At 64.3% G+C, this 19852-nt stretch carries 16 protein-coding genes and 2 tRNA genes; 15 read left to right on the top strand and 3 right to left on the bottom strand.

Annotation, left to right across the window (positions count from 1 at the left end; all coding sequences use genetic code 11):
- Nucleotides 1-143 precede the first annotated feature (143 nt).
- From ACE3P9_RS01985 to ACE3P9_RS01960, 6 genes are all read left to right on the top strand, one after another.
- A complete protein-coding gene (locus ACE3P9_RS01985; RefSeq protein WP_374491415.1) occupies nt 144-3224 on the top strand; it encodes a DUF349 domain-containing protein in 3081 nt (1026 codons plus the stop codon).
- A 359-nt stretch (nt 3225-3583) separates the two neighbouring features.
- Entirely contained in the window at nt 3584-3994 is a 411-nt protein-coding gene (locus ACE3P9_RS01980; RefSeq protein WP_374491412.1) for a DUF1924 domain-containing protein, read from the top strand.
- Between the two features lie 47 nt (nt 3995-4041).
- Nucleotides 4042-4644 carry a diheme cytochrome c gene (locus tag ACE3P9_RS01975; protein ID WP_374491410.1) on the top strand — a complete coding sequence of 201 codons (603 nt, stop codon included), beginning with the start codon at nt 4042-4044 and terminating at the stop codon, nt 4642-4644.
- Between the two features lie 51 nt (nt 4645-4695).
- Nucleotides 4696-5430, top strand: coding sequence for a cytochrome b/b6 domain-containing protein (locus tag ACE3P9_RS01970; protein ID WP_374491408.1), 735 nt, complete (start codon nt 4696-4698; stop codon nt 5428-5430).
- Between the two features lie 45 nt (nt 5431-5475).
- Entirely contained in the window at nt 5476-6141 is a 666-nt protein-coding gene (locus ACE3P9_RS01965) for a response regulator (RefSeq protein WP_374491406.1), read from the top strand.
- On the top strand, nt 6138-7613 hold the full coding sequence (locus tag ACE3P9_RS01960; protein ID WP_374491404.1) for an ATP-binding protein: 1476 nt from the start codon (nt 6138-6140) through the stop codon (nt 7611-7613). Before ACE3P9_RS01965 ends, ACE3P9_RS01960 begins: the two co-directional genes overlap by 4 nt.
- Nucleotides 7614-7738: 125 nt before the next feature.
- Here ACE3P9_RS01960 and ACE3P9_RS01955 read toward each other — a convergent pair.
- Nucleotides 7739-7823: transfer RNA gene (locus ACE3P9_RS01955), tRNA-Leu, on the bottom strand.
- Between the two features lie 138 nt (nt 7824-7961).
- Nucleotides 7962-8046, bottom strand: a tRNA-Leu gene (locus tag ACE3P9_RS01950).
- Nucleotides 8047-8097: 51 nt separating this feature from the next.
- On the opposite strand from ACE3P9_RS01950, the gene rnr reads away from it, so the two are divergent.
- Nucleotides 8098-10494, top strand: a complete 2397-nt coding sequence (rnr, locus tag ACE3P9_RS01945; protein ID WP_374491402.1) for a ribonuclease R — start codon at nt 8098-8100, stop codon at nt 10492-10494.
- Between the two features lie 14 nt (nt 10495-10508).
- Here rnr and ACE3P9_RS01940 read toward each other — a convergent pair whose 3' ends face one another.
- Nucleotides 10509-12215: an NAD(P)H-hydrate epimerase gene (locus ACE3P9_RS01940; RefSeq protein ID WP_374491400.1), complete on the bottom strand. Its 1707-nt coding sequence runs from the start codon at nt 12213-12215 to the stop codon at nt 10509-10511.
- Nucleotides 12216-12396: 181 nt separating this feature from the next.
- Between ACE3P9_RS01940 and rpsB the strand changes: the two genes are divergently transcribed.
- The 8 genes from rpsB to rseP all read left to right on the top strand — a co-directional run bounded on the left by rpsB (nt 12397) and on the right by rseP (nt 19819).
- On the top strand, nt 12397-13146 hold the full coding sequence (gene rpsB, locus ACE3P9_RS01935) for a 30S ribosomal protein S2 (RefSeq protein ID WP_374491398.1): 750 nt from the start codon (nt 12397-12399) through the stop codon (nt 13144-13146).
- Between the two features lie 97 nt (nt 13147-13243).
- Nucleotides 13244-14134 (top strand): translation elongation factor Ts, encoded by an 891-nt coding sequence (gene tsf / locus ACE3P9_RS01930; RefSeq protein WP_374491396.1) that lies wholly within the window; start codon nt 13244-13246, stop codon nt 14132-14134.
- A 106-nt stretch (nt 14135-14240) separates the two neighbouring features.
- On the top strand, nt 14241-14963 hold the full coding sequence (gene pyrH / locus ACE3P9_RS01925; RefSeq protein WP_374491393.1) for a UMP kinase: 723 nt from the start codon (nt 14241-14243) through the stop codon (nt 14961-14963).
- 45 nt (nt 14964-15008) lie between these two features.
- Nucleotides 15009-15569, top strand: a complete 561-nt coding sequence (gene frr / locus ACE3P9_RS01920; RefSeq protein ID WP_374491391.1) for a ribosome recycling factor — start codon at nt 15009-15011, stop codon at nt 15567-15569.
- An 88-nt stretch (nt 15570-15657) separates the two neighbouring features.
- Entirely contained in the window at nt 15658-16389 is a 732-nt protein-coding gene (gene uppS, locus ACE3P9_RS01915; protein ID WP_374491389.1) for a polyprenyl diphosphate synthase, read from the top strand.
- Nucleotides 16389-17231, top strand: a complete 843-nt coding sequence (locus ACE3P9_RS01910) for a phosphatidate cytidylyltransferase (protein WP_374491387.1) — start codon at nt 16389-16391, stop codon at nt 17229-17231. The genes uppS and ACE3P9_RS01910 overlap by 1 nt, the downstream gene beginning before the upstream one ends.
- Before the next feature lie 18 nt (nt 17232-17249).
- Complete coding sequence (gene ispC, locus ACE3P9_RS01905) at nt 17250-18464, top strand: 1-deoxy-D-xylulose-5-phosphate reductoisomerase (protein WP_374491385.1); 1215 nt, start codon at nt 17250-17252, stop codon at nt 18462-18464.
- The gene (gene rseP / locus ACE3P9_RS01900) at nt 18455-19819 is read left to right on the top strand and encodes an RIP metalloprotease RseP (protein ID WP_374491383.1); all 1365 of its coding nucleotides are present in this window, start codon (nt 18455-18457) and stop codon (nt 19817-19819) included. Before ispC ends, rseP begins: the two co-directional genes overlap by 10 nt.
- Nucleotides 19820-19852: the final 33 nt, after the last annotated feature.

Below are 19852 nucleotides of genomic sequence, written 5' to 3'. Positions count from 1 at the left end.
TGTCTGCAGGGCCTTGCTCGGCCCCAGTTGGGCGGCGTGTGCCAAAAAGCGGGCAAAATACTCTTTTGTCCGCCAGTCGAGTGCTCCTGTTTTGCAGTTCGCGCCCACGGTGGACATGTACTGATTTCTGGAATGCAACCGTCATGATCCGTTTCCCCCTCTTTGGTGATTCCGACAAGGCCGAATCCCGCGAGCCTTCCGCAGTGCCGGCTGCCGATCAGGCCGCTGGCAAGCCCGTGTCTGCCACGCATCCCCTCGACGCCCTGACCGGGGGAGTGTTTTCTGCCCCCACGTCCGGTGATCGTGCAGCGCGCGTGCGCGCCTGGATGGCCACCGATCCCGATCCCGCCGACATGCAGCAGGTCTACAAGGAGCTGAGCGCGCGCGACAAGGGTGCTGCCAAGGCCTTGCGCGAAAAGCTCGATGAGATCAAGCGCAGCAAGGGTCAGGAGCAGCTCGGAGTCGAGTGGGCAGCCAAGGCCGAGGCGCTGCTCGATGCACGTCGACTCAACATTGCAGACGCCATGGCCTGGCAGCGCGATGCGGCCAAGGCCGGTGCTCCTCTCAGCAAGGAGCCGCTCGCATCCCTCAAGCAGCGTCTGGCCGAGCGCGTCAAGGGCATCGAGGATCTGCAGACCCGTACCCAGATCCAGCGCGAAGCCGCCGTGCTGCTCGCCCAGCGCGTGGAAGTGCTCTCCACCAAGAGCTGGCAGGATGCCGATGCCGCCCAGGCCGCCCTGCAGGCCGACGTGGCCCATTGGCAGACCCAGGTGCAGGAACTGCAGCAGGATGCCAACTGGTCGAGCGTCGATCCGCGTTTTGCCACCCAGCTCGACAGCTCCACGCAGCAGCTCCAGCTGGTCGTGCAGGCTTTCGACGAGGCACTGGCACAGACCCGTGCTGCGGTGGCCGACGCCGCACAGCCCCTTCCGGCCGTGCCCGTCTGGGCCGACGAGCTGCGCGCGCTGCGCGGAGAAAGCGTGGAGCCTGCTGCGGAAACGCTCAGTGCCGAAGACCAGGCCGCTGCCGCCGAAAAGACGGCAGCGCAGGCCAAGCGCCGTGAAGAGGCACAGGCTGCCGTGCTGGCAGCCATCGCTCGCCTCGAACAGGAACTCAAGGGCGGACACAGCAAGGCTGGCGTGACTGCTGCACAGACCCTGCGCCAGGCCCTCAAGGAGCATCGCAAGCTGCTGGGCGCCGAGGTCGAAGGCAAGGCCCATGCGGCACTCGCTTCGGCTGGCGAGCTCGAAGGCTGGCAGCGCTGGCGTGCCGACCAGATCCGGCAGGAGCTGGTGCAGAAGGCCGAAGCGCTCATCGAACGCGCATCCCCCCCTGCACCGCGAGAGGCCCCGGAAAGTGCGGCCCCCGCCCCTGTGGCCGAGGCCGATTCTGCTGCCGCAGTGCAGGCACAGGCTCCGACGGGCGAGGCTGCTCCTGAGGCGCCGGTGGCTGAATCCATGCCCGACGCGGCAGCAGCGGCTCCGGGGGAGGCAGTCGCCGCTGCCGCGGAATCTGCTCCTGCGCAGGAGCCTCCTGCAAGTGCCGGCACTGCAGAGCCAGCCGAAGCCCCTGCCGCAGGGCCCGCACAACCACCTGTGGCGCCGTCCGGCGACGCTTCCGCAGTGGCACAGACTGCCACTCCGGCGGAAGGCTCGCAGGCCGAGGCTCCGCGTGCCCTGCCCGTGAGCAAGCTCACTCCCCGCAAGCTGCAGGAAACCCTGCGCCAGCTGCGTGAACAGTGGAAACAGACCGATCAGGGTGGCACACCCAATCACGCCCTCTGGAAGCGGTTTGATACGGCATGCAACGACGCCTACCGCATCGTCGAGGCCTGGCTGTCCACCATGAAGGAACACGCTGCCGAGCACAAGGCTGCCCGCGTGCGTCTGATCGATGAGCTGCGCCAGTGGGGCGACAGGCTCACCGCGCAGGCAGAACAGGGTGCTGCCGACTGGAAGACCGCCCACCGCGAACTGCTGGCTTTTTCCCGCCGTTGGCGCGAGGCTGGGCATCTGAGCGAAAAGGTGTTTGCCGACCTGCAGCCTCGCTGGAAAGCCGCAGTGGCCCAGGCCAGTGCGCCGCTCGAAGCTGCCCAGAAGGCCAGCATTGCACTGCGCCAGGCCATGATCGAGGAAGCCGGCAAGCTCGGCGAGGCCGCGAGTCTGCGCATCGATGCCGTCAAGGCGCTGCAGCAGCGCTGGCAGCAGGAAGCGCAGAACGTGCCGCTCGATCGCAAGCACGAGCAGAAGCTCTGGGATGCCTTCCGCAAGCCCATCGACGAGGCTTTCCAGCGCAAGAGCCAGCAGCGCGAACAGGTGCAGGCTGCCCTGAGTGCCCACGACCAGCAGGTGCTGGACGCATCGCGTGCCCTCGAAGCCGCCAACGCATCTGGCGATGCCCAGGCCATTCTGCAAGCCGTGCAGGCACTGGAAGACGCCATGCGCCAGTCGGCAACCTCGCCACAGACGGCCGAGGGAGCTGCTGCGGCTGCCCCGCATGCAGAGGCAGCCACTGAGGCTGCTGCACCCGAAGCAGCTGCTGCCGAAGAAGGTGCACCCCGCGCTCCTGCGGCCAGTGCCGTTCAGCACCGTCCGGCCATTGCCGTGCGGGGAGATGATCGGCCTCAGGCTCGCGGTGCAGCGGGAGCGGGCAGCTCTGCCGCTGCTGCAGGGCAGGAGCGCCGGGGTCCAGCAGGCCGGGGAGCCCGTCCTGGGGATCGAGGTGGCCGTTTCGGAGATCGCCCCGAACGCGCCCCGCGTGGCCCGCGCCTTGGAGATACCGCCTTCCGAGCCCAGCGTGATGCCATGGATCATGCGCAGGCAGCCCTGCGCAAGCTCAGCGAGCAGGCGCATGGCGCCACGCTCACCCATCTGCTCGGTGCCTGGGAACAGCGCCAGGCGGATGCGCTTCCTCCGGCCAGCGAGTTGGGCAAGCGCGTCACCGGCGCTCTGCGCAACCAGTGGGTCGCTGCGCTGTCTGCCGCTCCTCACGGCGAGGCTGCCACAGCCCTGTTGCGTCTGGAAATGGCAGCCGAAGTGCCTACGCCGGCCGATCAGCTCGACGCACGCCGTGCCCTGCAGCTGCAGCTGCTCACGCGGCGCAACGATCCGAGCCCCCGGGAAACCTGGGGAGCCGATGTGGCCACAGTGCTGGGCAGTGGCTACGACGCTGCCCAGGCGCGGCGTCTGCAGCAGGCGCTCAAGGTGTTGATGCGCAAATCCTGACGCGGGCAAAGGCGCAGCCCACCCTCCACGCCGGTTCTTTGCAGCTGCCGCAAGGTGGCTGCAGCCGGAGGGGGGCGAGCCGCGTCCTTCCTGTTTCCACTACCTCGCGGGCCGATGACATCGGTCCGTTTTTTTTGCGTGTGGCACACGGTACTGCAGCCCATATCCGGCCTGTCGATTTAAGAGCCGCTTCAGATGCAAAGACCATGATCGCGTCATGCCCTTTGAGGCGTGACGACATGTGCAGGACAGTTCCCAGCGGCCCACCCGTCTTGGCTGAATCGGTCTGGATCTTCCTGATCTCTGCAGTGCGCGCATGCCCCCGGGGCCTCATGTCTTTATCGATCAGGAGGTTTTCCATGCATGCGCGTTCATTTTCGTGGTCGCTGGTTCTGGCGGGGCTGGCGGCACTTTCCGGCGTCTCCCCGGCCTTTGCGGCAGACACCAGTCCCGCACAGCAGCTGCAGCGCTGGCAGCAGGCCGCCGGTGGGGTGGGAGTCGCCGCGCGCGGGCAACAGTTCTATGCCAGCCGCCACGGTGCGGAATGGAGCTGTGCCTCGTGCCATGGCACGACTCCCCGGGGCATGGGCAAGCATGCTTCCACCGGCAAGAGCATCGAGCCCCTGGCTCCTGCGGCCAACCCGCGTCGCTTCACCGAAACCGCCAAGGTGGACAAATGGTTCCGCCGCAATTGCAACGATGTGCTGCATCGCGAATGCACGCCTCGCGAGAAGGCCGACTTTCTGGCTTACGTCACCACGATCCGCTGAAGCGGGCTGATGTCCCTTCTTTCTGAATTTTCCTACGGAGCATCGCCATGCGTTTGATCGCACGAATTCGTTCATGGACTCCCGGCCGCTGGGCCCTTCTGGCCATTCCCATGCTGGTGGCTGTCGCTTCGGGACTGATCGTACTGGCCACCAGCGCCCATGCGGACGACGACGAGCATGCAGAGGGAAGTCACTTCTCCTCGCGCCACGAAGGCCGGGAGGAACACCATGGACACGAAGGCCGTCCGGCTGCCGCGTCCCGCGTGGCCGCCATGCCCCCCGCCTACCGGCAGGAATGTGCCGCCTGCCACATGGCCTACGATCCCCGCATGCTGCCGGCCAGTTCCTGGAATGCCATCATGGGCTCCCTGTCCCGCCACTACGGCACCGATGCTTCCGTGGATGCGGCCACTGCACGCACCATCAGCCAGTACCTGCAGAAGGAAGCCGGCCAGGGACGCCGCACGGACACGGAGCGTCCTCCGCAGGACCGCATCACGCGCAGCCGCTGGTTTGTCCACAAGCACCACGAAATCGCTGCCAGCACATTCAAGCGGGCTTCCATCCGCAGTCCAGCCAACTGCATGGCCTGCCACCGCGGTGCCGACAAGGGCGACTACGACGAGGACCGCGTGCGCATTCCACGCTGAGGCCGCGCGGTATTGCATCCCGCATCCCGTCGCATCTTCCGGAGTTTTTTCATGTCCCTGTTGCATTTCCCGCCCGGCCCCCATTCTGCCGGGCAAAGGGAGCGCACCCCTGCTGCTGCCCTTCATCCCGGCCCGGGACGTCTCGTCAAGGACGCCCCGACCCGCGTGGCCCATGCCGGCATGGCCCTGTCCTTTCTCGTGGCCTATCTGACGGCCGAAGGGGAGGCCTGGCGCCTTTGGCATGTGATCGCGGGCTACGTGCTGCTGCTGGCGCTTGCCTTCAGACTGGCATGGGCCGTGGTCGGGCCGCCATCGGCCCGCTTCACGGCTTGGTGGCTGCGCCTTCGGGCGGGCTGGCAATGGCTGGCAGCCCATCGCCATCGGGTGGTATGGCAGGAATGGCGTCGCCAGCCCGCCGCACGACTCCGCCAGGCACTGGCCCAGCTGTCCCAGATGGTCATCCCCACCTTGCTCGTGCTCAGTCTGGCAGCAGGGCTCAGCGGCTGGTTCGTCGAGTTCGATTGGGCGAGCGAATCCATGGCCGAGTGGCATGATGCGCTGGGCAACGCCTTGCTCGTGGTCGTGCTGCTGCATCTGGCCCTGCTGCTGACCCGAAGCTTCTGGCAGCGCCAGAATCTGATGATAGTCATGTGGTCGGGCCGCCTGCCCGGCAGAGGCCCTGATCTCGTCCCCTCCCATCGCAGTGGACTGGCCTGGGCACTCGCCCTGAGCCTGATCGCCTTTGCCGCATGGTACTGGTGGCAGGCACAGGCGAGCCTGCTGTGAATCCCGGCAGAATGATGTCCCCAACGCACCTCAAGGAGAACACAGATGCGTATCCTGCTCGCAGAAGACGATGACCTGCTCGGCGCCGCCATCCGAGCTGGCCTGCAGCAGCAGGGCTTCCAGGTGGACTGGGTCCGCGACGGACAGGCTGCATTGCGCGAGGCTTTGGCCTCGGACTACGAAGCCCTGGTGCTCGACCTGGGCCTGCCGCGGCTCGACGGCATGGAGGTGCTGCATGCGCTGCGGGAGCGGCGCCAGACCCTGCCCATCCTCGTGCTCACTGCCCGCGATGCCGTCCGGTCCCGCATCGACGGGCTCGACGGCGGTGCCGATGACTACGTCGTCAAGCCCGTGGATCTGCACGAGCTTGCCGCCCGTCTCCGCGCACTGGTGCGCCGTGCCCATGGATTGCCCCATACCGTGCTTCGGGTCGGCGACCTCATGCTCGACCCCGTGGCGCACCAGGTCACCCAGCAGGGGCAAATCATCGATCTTTCCCAGCGCGAATTCGATCTGCTCCATGCCCTCATGCGCAACCGTGGACGGGTCATGAGTCGCACCCAGCTCGAACAGCAGATCTATCCCTGGGGCAGTGAAGTTGCCAGCAATGCGGTCGAGGTCCACATCTACCATCTGCGTCGCAAATGCGGCAGCGATCTCATCGACACCGTGCGTGGCGTGGGCTATCTCATTCCCGCCGAGGCGGCATGAGCGCTCCCGCCGTCTCTCCTCCGTCCGATGGGGCGTCTGCCCAGGCACCGGGGCACCAGCCCCGGCTCTACAGCATGCAGGGGCGCCTGCTGGCCCTCCTGCTGGGCATCCTGTCCGTCATCTGGATCCTGGTCAGCCTCGGCACCTACCAGCACAACAAGCAGGAAGTCGGCCATCTGCTCGACATGCACCTCGCACAGACGGCCAATCTGCTGGCGGCACAGCCCGTGGATGACATCCGCGACGAGGAAATCGAATGGCGCCCCCTTGGGGACGAGGAGACAGCCGACCACCATCGCTACCGGGTGCCCGTGATCTTTCAGGTCTGGCAGGGGGAACAGTTGCTCGTGCGTTCGGCACAGGCTCCCGATACCCCCCTCGTGCCGCCCGCCCAGACCACCGGTTTTTCCACGGTAGGGGAGGGGCATCATGGCTGGCGTGCATATGCCCTTCCGGGGCGGGAGCACGATGTGCGCATCATCGTGGCCGAACGCATCGAGGCGCGCCAGCAGATCGTCCGTGCCAGCGTCGAAACCCTCATGGTCTCCCTGATAGTGGCCTATCCGCTGCTGGCCCTCGTGCTCTGGTGGGGCTTGCGCCGCGCCATGCGCCCCCTGACGCAGATCGGGCGCCAGATTGCCGGCCGCACCCCGCAGGACCACAGCCCGCTGGCCATCGACCGCATGCCGCGCGAGGTCGCTCCTCTGGTGCAGGCCCTCAATGAACTGTTCGGCCGCATCGGCGAGATGCTGCAGCAGGAGCGCCGCTTCACCGCCGATGCCGCACACGAGCTGCGCACGCCCATTGCGGCCATTCGCATGATGGCCCAAGTGGCAGAAGGGGCCCGCACCGAACCCGAACGTGCCACGGCTCTCGCAGGCGTGCTGCAGGGCTGCGACCGTGCTACCCGCCTCGTGGAGCAGCTGCTTCAGCTTGCCAGGCTCGAATCGGACCGGCGTGCCGAAGCCGCCGTGGAAAAAGGGAGCTGCGGTGCACACCCTGACGTTCCCCAGACGGTCGACGTGCTGCCTGCCATGCGACAGGTCGTGGCGGATCTGACCGCCACCTGGGCCGTGCCCCATCATCAGACCATTGCATGGGAGGCGCCTCCCGCGCTCTACGCCACCCTGACACCGGCGCTGGCCGCCGTCCTGCTGCGCAACCTGCTCGACAACGCCCTGCGCTACAGCCCGGACGGTGCCCAGGTGCAGGTCACGCTCTGCCAGCAGGGGGCCGACGCCCTGAGCTGCACCGTCGAGGACAGCGGTCCCGGCATGCGCGATGAAGACATGCAGCAGCTCGGCAAGCGGTTTTTCCGTGTGCTCGGCAACCAGGCCACCGGCAGTGGGCTGGGCTGGTCCATCGTCCAGCGCATCGCTGCCCTGTACGGCTACATGCCTTGTGTGTCGCGCAGCGAGCGGCTGGGGGGGCTGAAAGTGACCTTCGCTCCGCGCGACCGCCGTGCACCCTGATGTCTCGTGCCGGGGGAAGGCTCCGGCACGCATGCACGGAAAATCCAGCAGGCAACAAAAAACCGCCTTGCGGCGGTTTGTTTGCAGGTGCATGCCGATCATCGACCGGATGCTGTCTTGTGTGCTGGTGCCCAGGAGAGGACTCGAACCTCCACGATGTTACTCGCTAGTACCTGAAACTAGTGCGTCTACCAATTCCGCCACCTGGGCCAGCTGTGGATGCGCGATTGTAGCAGGGCCTGTGCCGTTTTCAATGACCTGCAAGCGGATCATCGATACTTTTCTGCTTTTATGGCATCACCACAAAAAAGCCACCTTTCGGCGGCTATGATGATTCTTTGCAGTCGCTGGTGCCCAGGAGAGGACTCGAACCTCCACGATGTTACTCGCTAGTACCTGAAACTAGTGCGTCTACCAATTCCGCCACCTGGGCAGCAACTGAAAGAAGCTGCTATTCTAGCAGTCAAATATGAAAAAAACAAACATGGAACGAAAAATCGAACAGGAAATCATCGGTGTGGTGCAGGGGCATCGCGACGGACATGGTTTCCTCATCCCTGACGACGGGGGCGTGGATATCTATCTGCCGCCGAATGAAATGCGGGCTGTGCTTCACAAGGATCGCATCAAGGCGCGCGTGGCGCGCTACGACCGCAAGGGGCGCCCCGAAGGCAAGGTGCTCGAAATTCTCGAACGCAGCACCCAGCCACTCATCGGTCGCCTGCTCCAGGAAAACGGAGTCTGGCTCGTCGCCCCCGAGGACAAGCGCTATGGCCAGGATGTGCTCATCCCCCGTGACGCCATCGGCGCGGCCAGTGCCGGGCAGGTGGTGGTGGTCGAACTCACCGAGCCTCCGGCGCTCTATGGCCAGCCCGTCGGACGGGTGGCCGAAGTGCTGGGCGAGGTGGACGACCCTGGCATGGAAATCGAGATCGCCGTGCGCAAGTACGGTGTGCCCCACGTGTTCTCCGATGCCTGTCTGCAGGTTGCCAAGGCGCTGCCGGCCACCGTGCAGCTCCGCGACTGTCAGGGCCGCGTCGATCTCACCGATGTGCCGCTCGTCACCATCGACGGCGAGGACGCACGCGATTTTGTGGATGCGGTCTACTTTGAGCCCGCCACACTGGGGGGGCGCGGCAAGTCTGCCCGCAAGGGCTGGCGCCTGCTGGTGGCCATTGCCGACGTGAGCCATTACGTGCACACCGGCAATGCCATCGACATCGATGCCTACGAACGTGCCACCAGTGTTTATTTCCCGCGCCGCGTCATTCCCATGCTGCCCGAGAAGCTCTCCAACGGCCTGTGTTCCCTGAACCCCGAGGTGGATCGCCTGTGCATGGTCTGTGACATGCTGATCACCTCCGAGGGCGAACTGCACGCCTACCAGTTCTATCCGGCCGTCATGCACAGCCATGCCCGTTTCACCTACACGCAGGTGGCGGCCATTCTCTCCAACACCCGCGGCATCGAGGCGCGTCGGTTCGCCGAGCGCGTCGACGACCTGCTCAACCTGCACGGTGCATACCAGTCTCTGCTGCACGCACGCGAGGCCCGCGGAGCCATCGATCTCGAGACTGTCGAAACCCAGATCGTCTGCGACGAGAACGGTCGCATCGAGAAGATCGTCCCCCGGGTGCGCAACGAGGCCCACAAGCTCATCGAAGAGGCCATGCTGGCGGCCAACGTCTGTGCATCCGATTTCATCGCTCGCAGCAAGCGCCCCTGTCTGTACCGTGTGCACGAGGGGCCCACCCCCGAAAAAGTCGAGGTGCTGCGCAACTACCTGCGCACCATGGGCGTGGCCATGAGCGTGAGCGATGAACCAGAAACCCATGAGTTCGCGGCCATTGCCGAGGCGACGAAGGATCGTCCCGACGCCGAGCAGATTCACACCATGCTGCTGCGGAGCATGCAGCAGGCGATCTACACCCCCATCAACAGTGGGCACTTCGGGCTGGCCTACGATGCCTACACCCACTTCACCAGCCCGATTCGACGTTACCCCGATCTGCTGGTGCACCGTGTCATCAAGTCCATCCTGCGCAACGAGCGCTATGAGCTTCCCGCGCTGCCCACTCCTGGCGAAGCACAGGAAAAACTCGCCCGCCGGCTCGAAAAGACTGCAGCAGCACGTGTCAAGGCTCCCGGCATCAAGCCGCGCAAGAAAACGGCCGAAGTGCAGGCCTGGGAGGCTGCGGGTCTGCATTGCAGTGCCAATGAACGCCGCGCCGACGAGGCAAGCCGTGATGTCGAGGCGTGGCTCAAGTGCAAGTACATGCGCCAGTTCCTGGGCGAGGAATTCAGCGGCACGGTCAGCGCGGTGACGGGATTCGGTCTGTTCGTCACGCTCGATTCCATGTATGTCGAGGGCTTGGTGCACATCACCGAACTCGGAAGCGACTATTTCAGATTCGACGAGGCACGTCAGGAGCTGCGCGGCGAGCGCACCGGCGTGCGGTTCTCGCTCGGTGCACGAGTCCAGGTTCAGGTCATCCGGGTCGATCTCGATGGGCGTCGCATCGACTTCCGGCTCGTGCATGCCGGGGAAGCGCTCGACGATGCCGATGCACCTGCGCGCAAGTCGGCACGGCGAGGCACAGGCAGGGCAGGCACACGTCCCGCGAAGCAGGTGCAGCCAGCAGAGACGGCAGCCGATGTCTTGCCGGATGTGCCCCATGGCGTCGAGGAGGAAGTCTGGAACCCCGCTTCGAGCCGCCGGCGCAAGGCGACCGATGCAGGTTCGGCGCGGGACGACACCGCAGCAGGCAAGCGTGCGAAGCCCGGAGCCAAGTCCGCCGTAGCCCAGCGCAAGTCCGCAGCGCGCAAGAAGTCTTCCGCAGGCAAGCCGGCACGCGGCGCCCAGAGCTCCCGCAGGGGCTGAACGCTGTCTGCGCTTCACGCCCCGACGTGCAATCGGGGAATGTGACGGGCTACCGCACCTGCCGTCAGAGTCTCGGACAAGGCCCAGCCATCGGCCACGCTGCCATGGGCCTGTACCCCCAGGCTGCTGGCACGGCATGCGGCGGACAGTGCGCACGCCGGTGTCGAATGCGTATCGACCGATGAGGTCAGCTGTGCCCAATATCCGGCAATGCACCCTGCCAGAACATCCCCTGTGCCTGCAGTCGACAGGCGGGCATTGCCAGCCAGGTGCACCAGAGGCAGATGGCGGTGCAGGAGGGGCATGCACAGATGGGCATTGCTGCGCATCGGAACACTGGTGGGCTCTGGCGAGACCGCAGGGGCCCACACCACGGTCCCGGACCCCTTGAGCACCACCACGGCCTGCAGCCGTTCGCCGAGCTGCTGCGCGGCTCCCAGTCGATCCGCCTGGACGGCGGCCGTATTCGATTTCAGCAGGCGAGCTGCTTCCGTAGGGTGGGGGGTCAGGATCGTGACCTGATCGCGTTCCAGGCGACTGCGCACTGCCTCCTGCAGGACATCCGAACCAGCCACGGCATTGAGTCCATCGGCATCCAGCACGAGGCGGGGAGCTGTCAGGCACACCGTCTCTGTCCAGGCGGCCACGGCTTCTCCGCCGCCGCATCCCAGCACCACTGTGGACGTGGTCCAGGGACATGCTGATGCGACACCTGCACCCGGGGTCTCGCCTATCGAACGGATCATCAATTCCGGTTGCAGCGACAGGGCTGCATCCGTGGCCCGGCGGTCAGAGGTCAGAAGTCCGACATACACCCTGCCGGCTCCCGCATGAAGGGCGGCGCTGCCCGCCAGCAGGGCTGCTCCCGTCATGCCACGGGCTCCTCCTGCCACGCATACATCCCCAAAACTGCCCTTGTGGCTGGCATAGGGGGGCAGCAGGGCGGCGGACGCGCTGGATGAATGACTCTTTCCATTCAGGCAGGCTCCCTGCAGATAGGCCACGGCGTGCGCATCGGCAGGGCCTTGCCGGCAGATGCCCAGTCCGTCCCACCACACCTGTCCGCAGGCATCGCGCCCATGCCCCGTGAAGAATCCCGGCTTGAGCGTCAGCATCGTCAGGGTATGCTGGGCATGCACTGCATGGGTGCCCTGTGCCGCATCGTCGAGCCATGTGCCCGTATCCGGGTGCAGACCTGTGGGAACATCGATGGCCAGGACCGGGCAAGGAGCATGCTGCAAACCGAGGATGCTGTCGAGCATCCGTCCCGCAGGTGGGCGCTGTGCGCCTATTCCCAGCAGGGCGTCGATGCAGAGATCCCCGGGCGTCAGCGCAGGGGCGGCATCCACAAAGGCAACGCCTGCAGCACGGGCATCCTCCCATGCGCCACGTGCGTCGCTGGGCAGCCGGTCGGGTTCTGCCAGCAGGGTGATCTGGACATTCTTGCCAGCCTGACGCAGGCAGGCAGCAGCCTGCAGACCATCGCCGCCGTTATTGCCGGGGCCGCACGCGATCCATATCCTCTGGGCATGAGGGGCAATCGCCAACGCCACGCGTGCCACGGCCATGCCGGCGCGGCGCATCAGCGTGCGCGGGGGGACCGTGGCCAGTCCCTGGGCCTCGATCGTGCGGGTGCCGGCCACATCATGCAGAGGCAGCTGCTGCAGGGCATCACCGGCTGTCACGCGCAGGGGAGGGGGGAAACAGGGCTCGCTGGACATGGGTTTCCTTGTCTGTGGTGCATGCTATAATTCACAGGCTTTGCTGCAGCTTTGAATGCACTTTAGTGGTGCAGTGCTTGGCAAAGTCAATCGCAAATCCGCTGATCCGGGTGCTGGCCGATCCCATGGACATGGGGGCCAGACGCAGCGGAATTTTAGACCTAACCTCTGGAGTCAAATCATGTCCATTACCATGCGCGAAATGCTGGAAGCCGGTGTCCACTTCGGCCACCAAACCCGTTTCTGGAACCCCAAGATGGCCCCCTTCATCTTCGGTTCCCGCAACAAGATTCATATCGTCAACCTCGAAAAGACCCTGCCGATGTTCGAGGAAGCGATGAAGTTCGCTCGTCAGCTGTCTGCCAACGGCGGCACCATTCTGATGGTCGGTACCAAGCGCGCAGCCCGCGAGATCGTGGCCGAGGAAGCCACCCGTGCTGGCATGCCCTATGTGAACCAGCGTTGGCTCGGCGGCATGCTGACCAACTTCAAGACCGTCAAGACCTCCATCAAGCGCCTGAAGGACATGAAGGCGCAGCAGGAAGCCGGGCTGGAAAGCATGAGCAAGAAGGAACAGCTCATGTTCGCCCGCGAGCTCGAAAAGCTCGAAAAGGACATCGGTGGCATTCAGGACATGAACAGCCTGCCTGACGCCATTTTCGTGATCGACGTCGGCTACCACAAGATCGCCGTGGCCGAAGCGCAGAAGCTTGGCATTCCCCTCATCGGTGTGGTCGATACCAACCACAACCCCGTGGGCATCGACTATGTCATCCCCGGCAACGATGACTCCGCCAAGGCCGTGGCTCTGTATGCGCGCGGCATGGCAGACGCCGTGCTCGAAGGGCGCGAAAATGCCGTGAATGAGGTGGTTCAGGCCGTCTCCGAAGGCGAAGACGAATTCGTGGAAGTGGATGCCACCCAGGCCTGATCGTACAGACCCTGGTCATTCACGGAAAAGGGGCATGCATGCCCCTTTTTCACAAGTGTCACATGATTGAATAACCCAACGAACAACGGAGAAACACATGGCAGCAATTACCGCAAGCATGGTCGCCGAACTGCGTGGCAAGACCGATGCCCCGATGATGGAATGCAAGAAGGCGCTGACCGAAGCAGAAGGCGACATGGCCAAGGCCGAGGAAATCCTGCGCATCAAGCTGGGTACCAAGGCAGGCAAGGCCGCTTCCCGCATCACGGCCGAAGGCGTGGTCGCCGCCTATCGCGATGACCAGTGCGGCGCCATCGTCGAAGTCAACTGCGAAACCGACTTCGTCACCAAGAACGACAGCTTCCTGGCACTGGCCCAGGCAGCGGCCGAGCTGGTGGCCAAGCACAATCCCCAGTCCATCGAGGAACTGGGTGCCCTGGCCTACGAACAGGACGGCTTCGGTCCCACGCTCGAAGACGTGCGCAAGGGCCTGATCGGCAAGATCGGCGAGAACATGTCCTTCCGCCGCTTCAAGCGCTTCACCGGCGATGCCAAGCTGGCTTCCTACCTGCACGGTACGCGCATCGGCGTCGTGGTCGAATACGAAGGGGATGACCAGGCTGCCAAGGACGTTGCCATGCACGTAGCCGCCATGAAGCCTGTTGCCCTGTCCAGCAGCGAGGTGCCCGCCGACCTCATCGAGAAGGAACGCACCGTGGCTGCTGCCAAGGCTGCCGAATCCGGCAAGCCGGCCGAGATCGTGACCAAGATGGTCGAAGGCTCCGTCCAGAAGTACCTCAAGGAAGTCGCGCTGTTCAGCCAGCCGTTCGTCAAGAACGACAAGCAGAGCGTCGAACAGATGCTCAAGGAAAAGCAGACGACCGTGAAGGGCTTCACCCTCTATGTGGTGGGCGAAGGCATCGAGAAGAAGGTGGACGACTTCGCAGCCGAAGTGGCTGCCCAGGTCGCTGCTGCCAAGCAGGGTTGATCCTGCCCAAGGGCCTCGGTGACAGAGCGATGACGCATCGTTCTGCACCGTGGCTTTTTTTTCGCTCCCTCACCCGTCATCTCTCATCTCCCAAGGAGAATCTTCCATGAGTACTGCCCAACCTGCCGTTCAACGAGTCCTGCTCAAACTCTCTGGGGAGGCTCTGATGGGAGACGATGCCTACGGCATCAACCGCGAGACGATCGTGCGCATGGCGCGCGAAATCGCGGAAGTGACCGAGCTGGGGGTGCAGGTGGCCGTCGTGATCGGCGGGGGCAACATCTTCCGTGGCATGGCAGGCGGTGCCGTCGGCATGGATCGTGCCACGGCGGACTACATGGGCATGCTCGCCACCGTGATGAACGCGCTGGCTCTGGCCGACACCATGAACCATGTGGGGCTGACGGCGCGGGTCATGTCCGCCATCTCCATCGATCAGGTCGTGGAGCCCTATGTGCGTCCCAAGGCGCTGCAATATCTGGAGGAAGGCAAGGTCGTGGTGTTCGGTGCCGGTACCGGCAACCCCTTCTTCACCACCGATACGGCGGCTGCCCTGCGAGGGGCCGAGATCGGGGCCCAGGTGGTGCTCAAGGCCACCAAGGTCGACGGTGTCTACACCGCAGATCCCAAGAAGGATCCCTCCGCCACGCGCTATGACCGCCTGACCTTCGATGAAGCCATGGCGCGCAATCTCGGCATCATGGATGCCACGGCATTTGCCCTGTGCCGCGACCAGAAGCTGCCCATCCGCGTCTTTTCCATCTTCAAGGAAGGCGCGCTCAAGCGGGTGGTCACTGGCGAGGACGAGGGCACTCTCGTTTATATTTGACCCTTTCATTCCTCATTCGCTGATCTTTCGATTCTGGAGAGCACCATGTCGCTTGCCGACGTCAAGAAGAACATGCAGGCCAAGATGGAACAATCCATCAACGCCTTCAAGCACAACCTCACCAAGATCCGCACGGGACGTGCCAATCCGGCCATTCTCGATACCGTGCAGGTCGAGTACTATGGATCCATGGTGCCGCTCAGTCAGGTGGCCAACGTGGCTTCCATTGACGCACGCACCCTGAGCGTCCAGCCGTGGGAAAAGAACATGGGCCCCAAGATCGAGAAGGCGATCCGCGAGAGCGATCTGGGACTCAATCCTTCCAGTCTGGGCGATTTGATTCGTGTTCCCATGCCGCCGATGAGCGAGGAACGCCGCAAGGAGATGACCAAGCTCGTGCGCCATGAAGGCGAGCAGGCCAAGATTGCCATCCGCAATCTGCGCCGCGATGCCAACGAGGCGGTCAAGAAGCTGGTCAAGGACAAGGAAATTTCCGAGGATGACCAGAAGCGTTCCGAAGCGGACGTGCAGAAGGCCACCGACAAGGAAATCGCCACCATCGATCAGCTCGTGGCCTCCAAGGAACAGGACATCATGGCCGTGTGATGCCGTGGGTCCGAGGAAGGCGTGCCTCGTGGAGGCTTCCGACATGGACCCCATGAGGCGTTTCCCTTCCTTGTGACTCTATGTGCAGATGAAAGCAAAATCTCAGAACACCTCTCCCATCGTGCCCCACCATGTGGCCATTGTCATGGACGGCAATGGCCGCTGGGCGTCCAAGCGGTTCATGCCCCGGCTCATCGGCCATCGGCAGGGGGTGGAGTCGCTCAAGCGATGCGTGCGCGCCTGCGACAAGCGGGGCGTCAAGGTGCTGACGGTATTTGCCTTCTCTTCCGAGAACTGGAATCGTCCGGATGACGAGGTTTCCGGACTCATGGAGCTGCTGGCCAAGGCACTGGCGCGTGAGCTTCCTGCCATGCATGACGAAGGCGTGCGTCTGCATTTCATAGGAGCCCGTCAGGCTCTTTCGCCGAAAGTGCAGCAGATCCTGACGGACGCCGAGACCAAGACGGCTGCCAACCCGGGCGTCATTCTCAATGTCTGCTTCAATTATGGTGGGCGCTGGGACATTGCACAGGCGGCCGCTGCGCTCGCAAGCCGTGGGGAGCCGATCACCGAGCTTTCCCTGCACGAATCTTTGGCACTGAGCCATGTGCCCGATCCTGATCTGTTGATCCGCACTGGCGGCGAGTATCGGATCAGCAATTTCCTGCTCTGGCAGTCCGCCTACACCGAACTCTATTTCACCGATTGTCTGTGGCCTGACTTCGATGAGGCGGCCCTGGATCGTGCTCTGGAGGATTACGCCCAGCGGGAGCGCAGGTTCGGCAAGACCTCTGCACAGGTCAAGCAGGGACATTCCTGATGCTCGGTCCCCGCATTCTGACTGCGATCGTTCTGGTTGCCGTGCTGCTAGGGGCTCTGTTGGCCCCGGTGACATGGCCCTTCACTGCCCTGATGGGGCTGATCATCCTGCTCGCAGCTTGGGAATGGTCCCGTCTGTCGGGCTATTCCACTCCCCTGACGTATGCCTGGGCTGCTGTGGCATGCGCAGGCTGCGTGGCCATGTCATGGGGGGGATGGCCTGTTGCGCACTCTGGAGTCGCACCGATATTTCTTTTCGTGATGGGGGGAGTCTGGATCGTGGCTGGAGCAGGGCTTCTGCGTGCGGGGGTGCCTTCCTGGAGCCGAATTCCCAGAGGGTTGCGCATGCTGGGGGGGCTGTGTGCACTGTGGGCCGCCTGGCTGGCGGCCGTGGCGCTGTTCGCACGCTTTGGGGCGTGGTATCTGGTGTCCGTGCTGGCGCTGGCGTGGATGGCCGACATTGCAGCCTATTTTGCAGGGCGGGCCTTCGGACGCCGCAAGCTGGCTCCGACCATCAGCCCGGGCAAGAGCTGGGCCGGTGTGGTGGGGGGGCAGCTGGGGGTGTTGGCCATGGTGGCTCTCGTCGTGGGGTATTTTCCCCGCGGCAATTTTTATTCCGACCTGATGCACCATGCCGGGTGGCTGGGCGGCGCGCTCCTTGTGATGGCGCTGGCTGCCATGAGCGTAGTGGGTGATCTGGTCGAATCGCTGATGAAACGCAGCATGGGGATGAAGGACAGCAGCCACTTGCTGCCGGGGCACGGTGGCGTGCTCGACCGCATCGATGCGCTTTTGCCCATACTGCCCCTGTCCATGGCGTTGGTTCAGGGGCTGCAGTTCTGACACTGGAAGGAAATTGACATGGTGGCGACACAAGCTCCCCGTCAGCGTGTGACGGTATTGGGGGCCACCGGGTCCATCGGGACCAGTACCCTCGACGTATTGGCACGACACCCGGATCGCTTCGAGGTGCTGGCGCTGACTGCATCCACACAGGTCGATCGCATGGTCGAGCTGTGTCGTGTGCACCGGCCCCGCTATGCGGTCATGGCTTCGGTCGAGCATGCCGTGCAGCTGCGCGAGGCATGTCGCCATGGCAACCTCTCCACAGAGGTGCTGGAGGGACCGGCAGGCCTCGTGGCCATGGCCGAGCATCCCGATGCCGATGCAGTCATGGCCGCCATTGTGGGAGCGGCCGGGCTGGCTCCCTGTCTGGCGGCAGCGCGCGCAGGCAAGCGGCTGCTGCTGGCCAACAAGGAGGCGCTCGTGGTGGGAGGCCGGGTCTTTCTGCAGGCTGTCCAGGATGGCGGGGCCACCCTGCTGCCGATCGACAGCGAGCACTCGGCCATTTTTCAGTCGTTGCCGGAAGACCGGGCGACCTGGCAGGCCAGAGTCGACAAGATCATCCTTACTGCTTCGGGGGGGCCGTTCCGTACCGCCGATCCGTCTATCCTGCATGAGGTCACGCCCGATCAGGCCTGCGCGCATCCCAACTGGCAGATGGGGCGCAAGATCTCGGTCGATTCCGCCACCATGATGAACAAGGCGCTCGAAGTCATCGAAGCGCACTATCTTTTCGGCATGTCCCCGGAACAGATGGACGTGGTGATCCATCCGCAGAGCATCGTGCACTCCATGGTGCAATACCGCGACCATTCCATCGTGGCACAGCTCGGTACACCGGACATGCGCGTGCCCATTGCCTATGGTCTGGGGTGGCCGGAACGCATCGAGAGCGGGGCAGCGGCCCTGGACTTTGCCCATCTGCCTGCCATGACCTTCGAGTCTGTGCGCTCGCATGGGCATCCCGAGCGTTTTCCGGGGCTGGCGCTCGTCTGGGATGTGCTGCGTGCCCCGACCGGCAGCACGGCAGTGCTCAATGCGGCCAATGAAGTGGCAGTGGCCGCCTTCCTTGAAGGTCATATCCGTTTCACGGACATCGTGGCCGTCAATGCGGCTACCTTGGATGCGGTGCATTTCGCTCCCCCCCAGGGGCTGGACGACCTGATGGCCATCGACGCGCAGGCCCGTGCCCATGCCCGTGAGGAGGTCAAGCGGAGAGGTGCATGCTGCTGACGGTGGCTGCCTTTCTGGTGGCTCTGGGGCTCCTCATTGCCATCCATGAATTCGGCCACTATCAGGTCGCCCGGTGGTGCGGCGTCAAGATTCTCCGCTTCTCCATCGGTTTCGGAAAACCGCTGCTGCGCTGGACTTCCCACAGCACTGGCACGGAGTTCGTGCTGAGCATTCTGCCCCTGGGTGGCTATGTCCGCATGCTCGATGAGCGGGAGGGAGAAGTCCCGGCGGCCGAACGCCATCTGGCCTTCAATACCCAGCCGGTCTACAAACGCTTTCTGATCGTGGCAGCGGGGCCGGTTGCCAATCTGCTGCTGGCCATCGTGCTCTATGCTGCGGCTGCATGGCAGGGAATGCCACAGCTGCAGCCTGTCATCGCGGCACCGCCACAGGGCAGTGTGGCAGCTCGGGCAGGACTGCACGGGGGCGACGTGGTCGTGGCACTGCAGCGGGCGTCCGGAACCGGGGAGTCCATGACAGTGGCATCCCTGGATGCCCTGCGCTGGCATCTGGTGCGTGCTGCACTCGCCCATGAGGATGTGGTGCTGACCGTTCATCCTTCGGGAAGCGGAAGGACCGAGCAGATTCCCCTTCGGCTGCGGGATGCCGCACTGGAAGATGCCGGCGGAGCCATTGAGCAGCGCCTGGGCATTGGCGCCCCCTGGATTCCTGCAGTGGTGGGTGAGGTGCTGCCAGATTCGCCTGCGCAGAGGGGCGGCCTGCGCATGGGCGATCGGGTGGAAGCCGTGGATGGTGTGCCGGTGCCGGATGCCATTCAGCTGCGTCAGCGCATCCGTGCGCATGTCAGCCCACAGGCGCAGCATTGGCGTGTCCTGCGAGGGGGCAGCGCACTGGATCTGAATGTGCTGCCTGAGGTGCAGACCCAGGGAGGCGTGTCCTTCGGACGCATCGGTGCCGTGCTGGGCAGCCTTCCAGCCACTACCATCGTGCGCCTCGGATTTCTCGATGGGCTGGAGGAGGGCGTGCAGCGCACATGGGAAATCGCCTCCATGAGCCTGCAGACCATGGGGCGCATGGTGCTGGGACAGGCCTCGCTCAAGAACCTCAGTGGTCCGCTCTCGATTGCCGACTATGCAGGGCGTTCGGCACAGGCTGGATGGACCAGTTACCTGCTCTTCGTGGCCCTCATCAGCGTCAGTCTGGGGGTATTGAATTTGTTGCCAATTCCCGTTTTGGACGGTGGGCACCTGATGTATTATCTCTGGGAATTCCTGACCGGCAAGCCCGTCTCAGCCCCCTGGATGGAGCGGTTCCAACGGGTGGGAATGGCGTTTCTTGGTGGTCTGATGCTGATCGCCCTGTTCAACGACGTCGCGCGCATGCTGGGATCCTGATTCCGGCGTGCTGTGCAGACGTCCATTTCTTTG

It is taken from the genome of Allobrachymonas sp. (assembly GCF_041912815.1).
Taxonomy (GTDB): Bacteria; Pseudomonadota; Gammaproteobacteria; order Burkholderiales; family Burkholderiaceae_C; genus Brachymonas.
Note: the sequence above shows the minus strand (reverse complement) of the source record. Positions and strands in the feature narration are given on the sequence as shown.